Here is a 12,067-nt window from a genome sequence, read left to right on the forward strand (position 1 = left end):
GGCGCTCCGCCCAGCCCTCCATAACTCCGCCGGGAACGGCGGAGGGGATGACGCACGCCTGATGAATTGGAGCGACCCTTGGCGAAGCACAGAACCCGCAAACCCAGACCCGCGCGCGGCCTGCCGCCCCGCGATCCCGTCTATGACGCCGAAACCGAACGCATCCGGCGCGAGCTGGAGGCGGACTGCATCCGCCTCGACGCCCTGCTGATCGAGAAACGGGCCGAAGCCGCCGAGCGCGCGCGGATCAAGGCCCTGGCCCGGCAGGCCCAGGAGGAGTCCGAGGCCGAGACCGGCGACATGGACCTCTGGTACTGACGTCCTTCGGCGGCGCCGGACGGCGTCCCTCAGCCCTCCAGCAGCGGCTGAAGCAGCGGATGCGCCAGCACCGGCGCCGCCAGACGCACCACCGCCTGCGGATCCTCCAGCCGCACCGCCGCGGTGGCGTCCGCCACGACGAAGTCGGCGTGGGTGCGCGACGGTTCGGTCAGCCGCTCGTGGCCCGGCCGCACGGTCGCCAGATACTGCGCCACCACCGAGTCCGCCGACCGGCCGCGTTCGGCCTGGTCGCGCAGCAGGCGGCGGATGAAGCGGATGTCGGCCGGGGTGTCGACGAACACCCGGATGTCGAACAGGGCGGTCAGGGCCGGCGTGCACAGCACATGGGTGCCCTCGCCCACCACCCCCTCGGCGGCGGCGATCGGCTCTCCGCCCGGCTCGCGCCCATGATGGATGAAGGAATAGACCGGCGCGGTCACCGGCCGTCCGGCCTTCAGCGCCGTCAGGTCGGCGATCATCAGATCGTGGTCGCGCGCCGCCACGTCGTCGAAGTCGAAGGTCGCCGCGTCGAAGCCGGGCAGGGAGGCGGCGTCCCTGTAATAGGAGTCCTCGCGCACCAGCACGGCCGCGCCCGGCGGAAGGGCCGAGACCAGCGCCTCCGCCAGGGTGCTCTTGCCGGAGCCGGAGCCCCCCGTGATCGCGATCAATATGGCCATGTCGCGCCTTCTAGATCGGCTTTCCCGACATGGCCATCGCGGACGATCCGTCGCGCCGAACCTGACCCTGCGTCACGTTGCTTAACGGCGATCACCAAGATAGCGTCCCTATCAAGCGTCGCACCCAAGCAGACGCAACCAAGGGACAAGGATACGACATGCTGGGCTTGATGCAGGACTGGCCGCTGACGGTCGACAAGATCATCGACCATGCGAAGAACTGGCATGGCGACCGCGAGGTCGTGACTCGCTCGGTCGAAGGGCCGATCGTCCGCACCACCTACGGCCAGATCCATGAGCGAGCCAAGCGCGTCTCCAACGCCCTGAAGGCCTGGGGGGTCAAGCCGGGCGACCGCGTCGCCACCCTGGCCTGGAACACCGACAAGCACATCGAGACCTGGTACGGGATCATGGGCATCGGCGCGGTGTGCCACACGCTGAACCCGCGCCTGTTCCCGGAACAGCTGGTCTATATCATCAACCATGCCGAGGACCGGGTCATCTTCACCGACCTGACCTTCGTGCCGCTGCTCGAAGCCATCCTGCCGCACATCCCCAAGGTCGAGCGCGTCATCGTCATGACCGACGCGGCCCACATGCCGCAGACCAAGCTGCCCAAGGCCGAAGCCTATGAAGAGGTTATCGCGGGCCAGTCGGCCGACTGCGTCTGGGGCGACTTCGACGAACAGACCGCCTGCGGCCTCTGCTACACCTCGGGCACGACCGGCAATCCGAAGGGCGTGCTGTATTCGCACCGGTCCAACTTCATCCATACGCTGCTGGGGCTGCAGTCGACCGTGCTGGGCGCCACGCCCAGCGAGGTGATCCTGCCGGTGGTGCCGATGTTCCACGCCAACGCCTGGGGCATCGCCTTCGGCGGACCGGCGGCGGGCGCCAAGCTGGTCATGCCCGGCGCCAAGATGGACGGCGCCTCCATCTACGAACTGCTGGAGACCGAGAAGGTCACCTTCTCCGCCGCCGTGCCCACCGTCTGGCAGGGGCTTCTGATGCACATGCGCGAGCACGGGCTGAAGCTGTCGACGGTCAAGCGCGTGCTGATCGGCGGCTCGGCCGTGCCCGAAAGCCTGATCCGCGCCTTCCACGACGACTATGGCGTCGAGGTGCTGCAGGGCTGGGGCATGACCGAGACCTCGCCCATCGGCACCCTGTCGAACATGACGCCCGAACTGGAGACCTTGCCGTTCGAGGAGCAGTTGAAGTGGCGCGTCAAGCAGGGCACGCCGCCGCTGGGCGTCGAGCTGAAGCTGAAGGACGACGCCGGCCGCACCCTGGATCACGACGGCCACACCTTCGGACACCTGATGGTCAAGGGCCCGACCGTCGCCCGCGCGTACTTCCGGGAAGAGGGTTCCATCGTCGACGGCGAGGGCTTTTTCGACACCGGCGACGTGGCCACCGTCGACGACATGGGCTTCATGCAGATCACCGACCGCTCCAAGGACGTCATCAAGTCCGGCGGCGAATGGATCAGCTCCATCGAGATCGAGAACATCGCCGTGGGTCATCCCAAGGTCGAACTGGCCGCCGTCATCGGCGCGGCACATCCCAAGTGGGACGAACGCCCCGTCCTGCTGCTCAAGCTGAAGGAGGGCGAGACCCTCGACAAGCAGGAGCATCTCGACTTCCTCCAGGGCAAGATCGCCAAATGGTGGATGCCGGACGACGTGGTGGCCCTGGACGAAATCCCCCTGGGCGCCACCGGCAAGATCGACAAGAAGCTTCTGCGCGAACGGCTGAAGGACTACCGTCTGCCGGCCTGACCCCGATTCCGGAGCGCCGATGCCGTCCAGGGAACCCGTGCCCGCCGTCTTGCCCTGGCTGACGGCCCTGGCCGCCGCGCCACTGGTGGTGATCGTCGCGGCGGTGGCGGCGACGCGCTTCGGCGGCGTCGACGTGGCCCTGGCCTACGACGTCTTGACCTGGACGGCGGCGCGCGCGCTGGCCTGGGTCGCCCTGGCCGCGGCGCTGGTCGTCGCCTTGCTCGCCTTTCGCGACCTGAAGGGCAGGGGGCTCTACGCCGCCGTCGCCCTGATCCTGGCCGGGGCCGCCGTCGCCGGCTTCCAGGTCCAGGCCGCCCGGCAGGCCGCGGACACGCCGCGCGACGTGACCAGCAACGGCGCGGAGCCACCCGCCTTCTCCCGTCTGGCGGCCCTGCATCGCGGCCAGACGCCGACCGGATCGGACGCCTGCCCGGCGGCCCGCTCGATCCCGACCCAGGTGCTGGCCCAGCAGGCCGCCGCCGCCCTGGTCGACGCCGGCTTCCCCGTCGTGCGGGCCACCACCTTCGAGGTCGAGGGCGTGCACGAAGGCGCCTGGTTCGGCTTCGCCCACGACGCGGTGGTGCGCATTCGGCCCGGCCGCACCGACATCCGCGTCGCCGCTCGCGACCGGACCCGTCCCGATGGCGGCGCGACCTGCCGCCTGGCGGGCAGGCTGGCCGACGCCCTGGAAGCGGCCGCCCGCTAGACCAGGCGGAATTCGGCCGACAAGGCGGCCTCGGGCGCCGCCTCGACGACGCCGTCCTCGACCAGCTTGATCAGGTGGGCCAGGACCGACAGCGACGCCGCGGGCCACAGCCGCCGGTCGACGGCGGCGTAGAGCACCGGGACCATCTCGGCGATCGTCCGATCCCCCGCCGCCAGCCGCGCCAGAACCTGGGCCTCGCGCTCCAGCCGATGCGCACGGTAGGCGGCTAGAAAGGGCGCGACCTCGGTGATCGGCGGCCCGTGCGTCGGCCAGATCGTGGCGAAGTCCCGCGCCATCACCGTATCCAGGCTGGCCAGATAGTCGCGCATATTTCCGTCGGGCGGCGCCACCACCGTCGTCGACCAGCCCATCACATGGTCGCCGCTGAACAGGGCGTTCTCCTCCTTCAGGACGAAGGCCAGATGGTTCGACGCATGGCCCGGCGTGGCCACGGTCTCCAGCGTCCAGCCGTCGCCCGCGATCACTTCGCCGCCGGTCAGGACGACATCCGGCGCGAAGTCCGGATCGTCCTCCTCGTCCAGGGCGCCCGAGGCATGGGTTTCGCGGACCGGCGGACGCGCCGCCAGCACGACCGCGCCCGTCTTCTCCGCAAACGGGCGCGCCAGGGGGACATGGTCGCGGTGCGTATGCGTCACCAGGACATGGCTGACGATCCGGCCCTTCACCGCCGCCAGCAGCGCCGCCTCATGCGCGGGGTTCAGCGGGCCGGGGTCGATCACCGCCACCCGGGCGCCAGGCTCGGGCCGCCCGACCACATAGACGCCGGTGCCGGTGAAGGTGAACGGGCCGGGATTGTGCGCCACCAGCCGCTGGATCAGCGGCGACACCGAATCCGTCCGCCCGTAGGCGAAGTCGAAGTCGCGCACGAACGGGATCATGGGCGACCGCCGCCGTCTTGGCGCCGCCCTTGCGTTAACGAGTCAGAAACCTTCGCCGGAGCGCCCGTCATGGCCCGTTCGATCGCCCTCGCTGTCTCAAATCGGCTCCAGCCTATCGTCGCGGCGGTCCTGTGTCTCATGGCGGCGCAGCTCATCGTCGCCTCCTGCACCCCCGAACCCGCGCCCTATGCGGCGCGGGTCGGGATCGTGCGATAGCGACTACTCAACGATCTGTCTCCGTACAGAAAAGGACACGCCATTGCCGACCGTCATTCGGTAACTGCCAAACGCCCCACGGCGAATTGTGACAGGCTGTCCGCTCGCCCGGGTGATGTATGGGCTGGCGGTGTCGATTTGCAGCCATACTGAGCCATCACCCAAGGTCAGCAGCCACCGCCCTCCGGGGCCGACCTTTCGCGCCGCAACCAAGGTCGACGCGATCGACTGGATTTCTTCGGGCGACGGGCGCTCTCCCTGTGGTCGCCACAGCCTTACGCCCAATCCGAAGGTCCGACGTTCGTTGTCTTGGATAGCCTCTCGATCCATGACCACAACATCCCCTTGTGCCTGCGCGTCGCTTAACCGGGCCACAGCATGATCATAGCAAGACAGCCGCGCCGATTCGTCGCCGATCTCACGGCAATCCATCAGAGCGGCGATTATCGAGGGTGGATTGGACGTCTCCGCCTGCACCGTCCCGCCACCGGAGAGCAAAATTACCAAACTAATGGCTGCAGTTGACATGTTTTTCTCCGCGTCCTTCTAACTAAGGAATTCTGATTGCGAGATCACGGTAAATCTGGATCTACCTTGCTCTCTGGCGGGTCGGTTTTCGTGTGGCATGGTTGTGACAGTCATGTTGCGACCGCGTTGGCTGGGGGGGAAGCATCTGGACAACTTTGTGACGATAAGGTGGACTTTCGGTAACCCGACCGTCGGTTGGGGTGGGGCTTGGCTGAAGGATACTGCCTTCCGGCGAAGTTGGCCTAATTTCGGGAGATCAAATTGAAAACGCAAAGCTATCGCCGCGGTTTGTTGGCGACCACGATGATCGCTGGCGCGCTTGTCGCCGCCACCGCGACGCCGTCTTTTGCACAGACCGCTCCGCAGGACGGGGAGGCCACGACGGTTGAAGAGATCGTCGTCACCGGCTCGCGTATCCGGGTTCGCGACACGACTGGCACTAGCCCGATCGTGACGGTTGGGGCTGATGCGCTGGAAGAAATCGGCACGGCGTCGGTGGAAACATACCTAAACGCGTTGCCGCAACTGTCGCCGAGCCTGACGAAGACGAACAACAACCCCTCTTCTGGCGGCGCCGCCTTCCTAGATCTCCGCCAGCTTGGAACGGCGCGGGGCCTCACCCTGGTAAATGGTCGTCGTCTGGTCCCCGGGTCGTCAAGCGGAGCGGTCGACGTTTCCATTCTGCCGAGCGGTTTGCTGGATCGGGTCGAGATCATCACCGGCGGCGCCTCGGCAGTGTACGGCGCCGACGCTGTGTCCGGTGTGGTCAACTTCATCCTCAAGGATGACTTCGAAGGTCTGCAGGTTTCCGCGCAGTACGGCATTTCGGATCAAAACGATGGTGAGGAGCGCCAGTACAATCTGATCACCGGAGGCTCGTTCGACGATGGTCGCGGTCACCTGACGTTCGCTGCTTCGCATAACACGCGCGACGGCATCGCGCAGACGGAGCGCGACATTTCGCGCACCGCTCAGTACTGCTTCAACGATGGCACCTGCGTGCCGAATGGATCGGCGACGACCGGCGACGGCACCTTCAGCATTCCCACGACGGCGACGGCGACTCAGCTCGCCGCCTATCAAGCCTATTTCACGGCGCGAGGCCTGCCGGCGACGTCTGAGCTCATCCGCGGCGGACAGCGCCTCGGCTTTAATCCTGACGGTTCGCTGTTCATCGCCGGCGTTGGCGACGGCACCTTCGGCTACACTGGTCCGAACACCGAAGGTTGGGACCCGGACTCGATGTTCCTGTACGACTTCAACCCGGTAAACCTGTTGCAGTCGCCGTACGAGCGTACGAACTTCTACACCACCATGAAGTACGACATCACCGACCGCATCGAGTTCTACGGTGATGCGCTGTACAGCACCTACACCAGTTCGAACCAACTCGCTGAATCTCCTGCGTCGTTCGCGATCCCGGTCGCGACTACAACGACGCTGCCGGCTGAAGTGCGCGCCCTCATGACTGGAGCGGGCATCACCAGCTTCACTTTGGCGCGTCGCTCCAACGAACTGGGTCCGCGGACTTACAACTACGACACCACTGCCTATCAGGCGACCGGTGGTTTCCGTGGCAGCATGCCGCCGATCTTCGGCAACGAATGGTCCTATGATGTCTTCGCGTCATTTGGCCGCTACGAGAGCCGCCAGGAGTTCGCCGGCTTCCCCGAGGGCAATCGCATTCGTGCGGCTCTCGCCGGCTGCCCTGCCGGATCGCCGCTCGGACCCGTCGGCAGCACGGGCGCTCCATCGACTTGCGTGCCGTTGAACCCGTTCGGCGCCAATAACATCACCCAGGCGCAGGTCGATTACATCGAGGCCAAGGGGCAGTTCCAAGTCACTGAAATTGAGCAGAAGAACGTGATCGGCTCGGTCACTGGCGATCTGTTCCAGCTTCCTGCGGGCCCGGTCAGTTTCGCGGCTGGCCTCGAGTATCGCGATATCGATTATCAAGACACGCCTCCCGAGGGTGTGCAGACCGGGTCGTTGCTGGGTGGCAACTCGGCTGGTCCGGTGACGGGCGGCTACGATGTCTGGGAAGTGTTCGGCGAACTCCGTGTTCCGCTGTTGGCGGATATGCCCTTCGTCAAGTACCTCGGTCTGGAAGGGGGCTATCGCGCCTCGGATTATTCCATCAACCAAACGACCGACACTTGGAAGTACGGCGGTGAGTATGCCCCGTTCGAGTGGTTGCGCTTCCGCGGCCTGCAGCAACGCGCCGTGCGTGCGCCTTCGGTGGGCGAACTGTATTCGACCCGTGCGGAAGGCTATCCTGGCGTGACGGCCGGTAACCTGGATCCCTGCGACAAGGATAGCGCTGCGCGTTCGGGCCCCAATGCGGCTCAGGTGCTCGCGCTTTGCCAAGCGCAGTCGCCCCAGATCACGGGTAACTGGGATTCGGTCGGAACACAGTATCGGACCTTCTCGGGCGGCAACCCCAACCTGGCGCCTGAAACGGCCGACTCCACGACCTATGGCGTCGTCATCCGTGCGCCCGCTTCCGCGCCCGGTTGGGCATCGACGTTGAGCGCGACTGTCGACTACTTCGATATCGAAATCGAAAACGTCATCAGTTCGGTCGGCTTCTCGACCTCGCTGTCGCGCTGCTTCGACCCGACCTACAATCCGACCTTCACCAACGCCAACATCTATTGCGCGAACCTGAACCGCGACACGGAAACGGGTTATTTGACCAACGTCGGTCTCAATGGGTCGATTTCTCAAACCAACGCGAACCTCGCCACTTTCAAGGCGTCGGGCGTGGATATCGCGCTGAACTACGCCATGGTTCTGGCTGACTACGGCCTACCCGCTTGGACTGGTCGCTTGAGCTTCAGCACTCAAGGCACTTGGTACGAAAATCAGCAGTTCCAAAGCCTGCCGGGCAACCCGTTCAGCGATAACTTCGTCGGCACGATCGGCGATGGTACGCCAGGCGCGACGACCCTACCGGAATGGAAGTTCAATACCCGGCTCTCTTGGCAGTACGAAAATCTGTCGGCATCGCTGCGTTGGGCCTACATCGACTCGGTCACTGATCCGAGCGCTGTTGTCGAAGATGGCGATATCGGGGAGATCGAGGCCTACAACTACTTCTATCTGAACGGATCGTGGGCGGTGAACGACACGCTGGAAATCTTCGGCGGCGTCGACAACCTGTTCGACAAGGATCCGCCGCGTTACGCCAGCGGCTTCCAGTACCAAACTGACCCATCGACCTATGACGTGATCGGCCGATACTTCTACATCGGCGCTCGCGCGCGCTTCTAAGCAGAAGCAGACTTGAACTGAGGCGGCGGAGCCACGCTCCGCCGCCTTTTTTCGTTATAAGCGTCGCCGTAGAAAAACCATCAAGGGCGACGAACGTTATCAGGGCGCCACAGCGATGGTGGCGCTGCAACTCAGGTACACCTTTGAAGAATATTCTGTGCGGACTCGCGTTCCTGTCGTTTTGTGCGGATGCGCCTGCGTCTTTTGCTCAAGATCAAGACGGTCCGATCGCCACGGCGTCCCCTCGCTCGGAAAGCGCCGATTCCGTGCGCCTTCGCGAAGCATTGGCCTATTCCAATCCCTTGCCGCGGGGGGCGCCGACGCAGGATTATCCGCTGGTGGCGTGGTGCGACGCCCTGGTGACGGGGCATGCCGATCTGGGCGACACCCTGACGAATCGTAATCCGGAAGACACCGAACTGGTCCGGTTGGGACGGTTGGAGGCTCAGGATTTCCGCAGCGCCCTGGCGGCCGCCGAACCGCGCCAGTCCGCCGCCGCCAAGGCCGAGGCTCAGCGGGCGGCCGCCGCCGCGAAGGCCCAATGGGCGCCGCTGCTCGCCAATACGGACGAGACGAGCCGCAGCCAGGCGTTTGGCCTGTTCTTCGGCCTGCCGGGACGGTGCGAGCACGCCGCGCGGCGTATCCGCGAGAACATCACCGCCCCGCCCGCGACCCCAGCCGAGGTCGGGCTGCAGGAAACGCCAGCGACCGATTGACCGCGGTCTGATCCAATCCGCAGACGGCGGCCCGGCTTGGTCAGGCCGCCGTTTCGCGTTTCCGGGCGTAGGGATCGTAGTTGAGGATGGGCGCCAGCCAGCGTTCGGCCGTCGCCACATCCCAGCCCTTGCGGCGGGCGTAGTCCTCGACCTGGTCACGGTCGATCTTGCCGACGCCGAAATAATGGCTGCCCGGATGGCCGAAATAGAGGCCCGAGACCGAAGCCGGGGGCGTCATGGCGAAGCTTTCCGTCAGGGCCATGCCGGCGTTGTCGCCGGCGTCCAGCAGGCGGAACAGGGTCGCCTTCTCCGTATGGTCGGGCTGGGCCGGATAGCCGGGGGCGGGGCGAATGCCCTGATATGTCTCGGCGATCAGATCCTCGACCGTCGCCGCCTCGTCGGGGGCATAGCCCCACAGGGTGGTGCGGACCTCCTTGTGCATCCGCTCGGCGAAGGCCTCGGCCAGGCGGTCGGCCAGGGCCGTGGCCAGGATGGCGGAATAGTCGTCGCCGGCCGCCTTGAACGCGGCCGCCCTCTCTAGTTCACCATGACCGGCGGTGACGGCGAAGGCGCCGATGTAGTCCGCGCCGTCCTCGGCCACGAAGTCCGAGATCGACAGGTTCGGCTTGCCGTTCGATTTGGCGATCTGCTGGCGCAGGCCGTGGAAGCGAGCCCGTTCCTCGGTGCGGTCTTCGCCAGTCCACACCACGATGTCGTCGCCGCGCGCATTGGCGGGCCAGAAGCCGACGACGCCGCGCGCGGTGAACCACTTCTCCTCTATGATCCGCCTCAGCATCGCCTGGGCGTCCGCGAACAGGTCGCGCGCGGCCTCGCCGACGATCTCGTCCTCCAGGATCAGCGGATAGCGGCCGATCAGCTCCCAGCTGGCGAAGAAGGGCGTCCAGTCGATGTGGTCGGCCAGGTCCTGCAGATCCCAGGCGTCGAACGCGCGTACGCCCAGGAAGGACGGGGCCGGGGCGGGCGAATGGCCTTCGGCCGGCCGCCAGCGGTTTTCGCGCGCCTGTTGGATCGAGGCGCGGGCCTTCACCTCCTGGCCACGCGCATACTGTTCGCGGATGCGGATGTATTCGTCGCGTATCGCCTGCTCGTTGCGGGCCTTTTCGGTCGGCGACAGCAGCCCCGAGACCACGCTGACGGCTCGGCTGGCGTCCACGACATAGGTGGTCGATCCGCGCTGATAGGCCGGCTCGATCTTGACCGCCGTATGGGTCCGGCTGGTGGTGGCGCCCCCGATCAACAGCGGAATGTCGAAACCGCGCCGCTCCATCTCCGACGCCACGAAGACCATCTCGTCCAGGCTGGGCGTGATCAGGCCTGACAGGCCGATGATGTCGCAGCCATGCGCCTTGGCCTCGTCCAGAATGCGGTCGGCGGGGACCATGACGCCCAGGTCCACGACCTCGTAGTTGTTGCACTGCAGGACGACTCCGACGATGTTCTTGCCGATGTCGTGGACGTCGCCCTTGACCGTGGCCATCAGGATCTTGCCGTTGGACGAGCGGGCCTGGCCGGCCTTTTCGGCCTCCATGAATGGCTCGAGGTAGGCGACGGCCTGCTTCATCACCCGGGCCGACTTGACCACCTGAGGCAGGAACATCTTGCCCGAGCCGAACAGGTCGCCCACCACGTTCATGCCGTCCATCAGCGGACCTTCGATGACGTGCAGCGGGCGTTCGGACGCCAGGCGGGCCTCTTCGGTGTCGGCCTCGATGAACTCAGTCACGCCATTGACCAGGGCGTGTTCGATCCGCTTGCCGACGGGCGCCTCGCGCCACTTCAGATCGACGACCTTGGCCGCGCCCTTCTCGCCCTTATAGCTGGGCGCCATGTCCACCAGCCGCTCGGTGTTGGACACATTGGTCCGCTGCGGGCGGTTCAGGATCACGTCCTCGACGGCTTCTCGCAGGGCGGGGTCGATGTCGTCATAGACCGGCAAGTCGCCGGCGTTGACGATGCCCATGTCCATGCCCGCGTTGATGGCGTGGTACAGGAAGACGCTGTGGATCGCCCGGCGCACCGGCTCATTGCCGCGGAAGCTGAACGAGACGTTCGACACCCCGCCCGAGACGCGGGCGTAGGGCAGGGTGGCCTTAATGACCCTGACCGCCTCGATGAAGTCGACGGCGTAGTTGTCGTGCTCCTCGATCCCCGTCGCCACGGCGAAGATGTTGGGGTCGAAGATGATGTCCTCGGGCGGGAAGCCGACCTCGTTGACCAGAATGTTGTAAGCGCGGGTGCAGATCTCGATCTTGCGCGCGGCGGTGTCAGCCTGGCCCACCTCGTCGAAGGCCATGACCACGACGGCGGCGCCATAGCGCAGGCATTTGATCGCCTGCTCGCGGAACTCGGCCTCGCCCGCCTTCATGCTGATCGAGTTGACGATCGGCTTGCCCTGAACGCACTTCAGCCCCGCCTCGATCACCTCCCATTTGGAGCTGTCAATCATCACGGGCACGCGGGCGATGTCGGGCTCGGCGGCGATCAGGTTCAGGAAGGTGCGCATGGCGACGGCGCCGTCCAACAGGCCCTCGTCCATGTTGATGTCGATGACCTGGGCGCCCGCCTCGACCTGCTGGCGCGCGACATCCAGCGCGGCCGGATAGTCGCCCTCGACGATCAGCTTCCTGAATTTGGCCGAGCCGGTGACGTTGGTCCGTTCGCCGACATTGATGAAGGTGGGACGCACTTACGCTACCAATTCAAAAGGTTCGAGGCCGGACAGACGCAGGGCCACCGGTCGTTCCGGGATGGCGCGGGGCTTCAGCGGCGCGACCTCTTCGGCGACGTGGCGGATGTGATCCGGCGTCGTGCCGCAGCAGCCGCCGACGATGTTGACCAGGCCGGAGGCGGCCCATTCCTCGATGAAGTGGGCGGTTTCGTGTGGCTCCTCATCGTACTGGCCCATGGCGTTTGGCAGGCCGGCGTTGGGATA

General features: G+C 65.8%; 11 protein-coding genes. 6 read left to right on the forward strand and 5 right to left on the reverse strand.

Going from position 1 to position 12,067, the window contains the following annotated elements; genetic code table 11:
- Positions 1 to 78: 78 nt before the first annotated feature.
- Positions 79 to 318, forward strand: a complete 240-nt coding sequence (locus B2U11_RS15510; RefSeq protein WP_292073097.1) for a hypothetical protein — start codon at positions 79 to 81, stop codon at positions 316 to 318.
- A gap of 29 nt (positions 319 to 347) precedes the next feature.
- Here the strand turns inward: B2U11_RS15510 and udk are convergent, their stop codons facing one another.
- Entirely contained in the window at positions 348 to 995 is a 648-nt protein-coding gene (gene udk / locus B2U11_RS15515; RefSeq protein ID WP_292073099.1) for a uridine kinase, read from the reverse strand.
- Positions 996 to 1,153: 158 nt separating this feature from the next.
- Here udk and B2U11_RS15520 point away from each other — a divergent pair, with 158 nt between their 5' ends.
- Positions 1,154 to 2,776: a long-chain-fatty-acid--CoA ligase gene (locus B2U11_RS15520; RefSeq protein ID WP_292073101.1), complete on the forward strand. Its 1,623-nt coding sequence runs from the start codon at positions 1,154 to 1,156 to the stop codon at positions 2,774 to 2,776.
- A 19-nt stretch (positions 2,777 to 2,795) separates the two neighbouring features.
- Positions 2,796 to 3,482 carry a DUF1499 domain-containing protein gene (locus tag B2U11_RS15525; protein WP_292073104.1) on the forward strand — a complete coding sequence of 229 codons (687 nt, stop codon included), beginning with the start codon at positions 2,796 to 2,798 and terminating at the stop codon, positions 3,480 to 3,482.
- On the opposite strand, the gene B2U11_RS15530 is transcribed toward B2U11_RS15525, so the two are convergent.
- A complete protein-coding gene (locus B2U11_RS15530) occupies positions 3,479 to 4,381 on the reverse strand; it encodes an MBL fold metallo-hydrolase (protein WP_292073106.1) in 903 nt (300 codons plus the stop codon). The genes B2U11_RS15525 and B2U11_RS15530 overlap by 4 nt on opposite strands.
- Before the next feature lie 69 nt (positions 4,382 to 4,450).
- Between B2U11_RS15530 and B2U11_RS15535 the strand changes: the two genes are divergently transcribed.
- Positions 4,451 to 4,597, forward strand: a complete 147-nt coding sequence (locus tag B2U11_RS15535) for a hypothetical protein (RefSeq protein ID WP_287897215.1) — start codon at positions 4,451 to 4,453, stop codon at positions 4,595 to 4,597.
- 3 nt (positions 4,598 to 4,600) lie between these two features.
- Here B2U11_RS15535 and B2U11_RS15540 read toward each other — a convergent pair whose 3' ends face one another.
- Complete coding sequence (locus tag B2U11_RS15540; RefSeq protein ID WP_292073111.1) at positions 4,601 to 5,125, reverse strand: hypothetical protein; 525 nt, start codon at positions 5,123 to 5,125, stop codon at positions 4,601 to 4,603.
- A 261-nt stretch (positions 5,126 to 5,386) separates the two neighbouring features.
- Here B2U11_RS15540 and B2U11_RS15545 point away from each other — a divergent pair, with 261 nt between their 5' ends.
- Both B2U11_RS15545 and B2U11_RS15550 read left to right on the forward strand, forming a co-directional pair.
- Entirely contained in the window at positions 5,387 to 8,398 is a 3,012-nt protein-coding gene (locus B2U11_RS15545; protein ID WP_287897219.1) for a TonB-dependent receptor plug domain-containing protein, read from the forward strand.
- A gap of 266 nt (positions 8,399 to 8,664) precedes the next feature.
- Entirely contained in the window at positions 8,665 to 9,114 is a 450-nt protein-coding gene (locus B2U11_RS15550) for a hypothetical protein (RefSeq protein WP_292073114.1), read from the forward strand.
- A gap of 40 nt (positions 9,115 to 9,154) precedes the next feature.
- Here B2U11_RS15550 and metH read toward each other — a convergent pair whose 3' ends face one another.
- Together metH and B2U11_RS15560 are read right to left on the reverse strand one after the other, a co-directional pair.
- Positions 9,155 to 11,821, reverse strand: a complete 2,667-nt coding sequence (gene metH / locus B2U11_RS15555; RefSeq protein ID WP_292073117.1) for a methionine synthase — start codon at positions 11,819 to 11,821, stop codon at positions 9,155 to 9,157.
- Positions 11,822 to 12,067: homocysteine S-methyltransferase family protein (locus tag B2U11_RS15560; protein WP_292073119.1), on the reverse strand; the 246-nt coding region annotated here is incomplete at its 5' end.

This window comes from Brevundimonas sp. UBA7534, from assembly GCF_002479325.1.
Classification (GTDB): domain Bacteria; phylum Pseudomonadota; class Alphaproteobacteria; order Caulobacterales; family Caulobacteraceae; genus Brevundimonas.

Coding starts and splice junctions, on each gene's coding strand:
- B2U11_RS15540 (WP_292073111.1), bottom strand. CDS start 5,125: ATGTCAACTGCAGCCATTAGTTTGGTAATTTTGCTCTCCGGTGGCGGG.
- B2U11_RS15530 (WP_292073106.1), bottom strand. CDS start 4,381: ATGATCCCGTTCGTGCGCGACTTCGACTTCGCCTACGGGCGGACGGAT.
- B2U11_RS15520 (WP_292073101.1), top strand. CDS start 1,154: ATGCTGGGCTTGATGCAGGACTGGCCGCTGACGGTCGACAAGATCATC.
- udk (WP_292073099.1), bottom strand. CDS start 995: ATGGCCATATTGATCGCGATCACGGGGGGCTCCGGCTCCGGCAAGAGC.
- B2U11_RS15535 (WP_287897215.1), top strand. CDS start 4,451: ATGGCCCGTTCGATCGCCCTCGCTGTCTCAAATCGGCTCCAGCCTATC.
- B2U11_RS15525 (WP_292073104.1), top strand. CDS start 2,796: ATGCCGTCCAGGGAACCCGTGCCCGCCGTCTTGCCCTGGCTGACGGCC.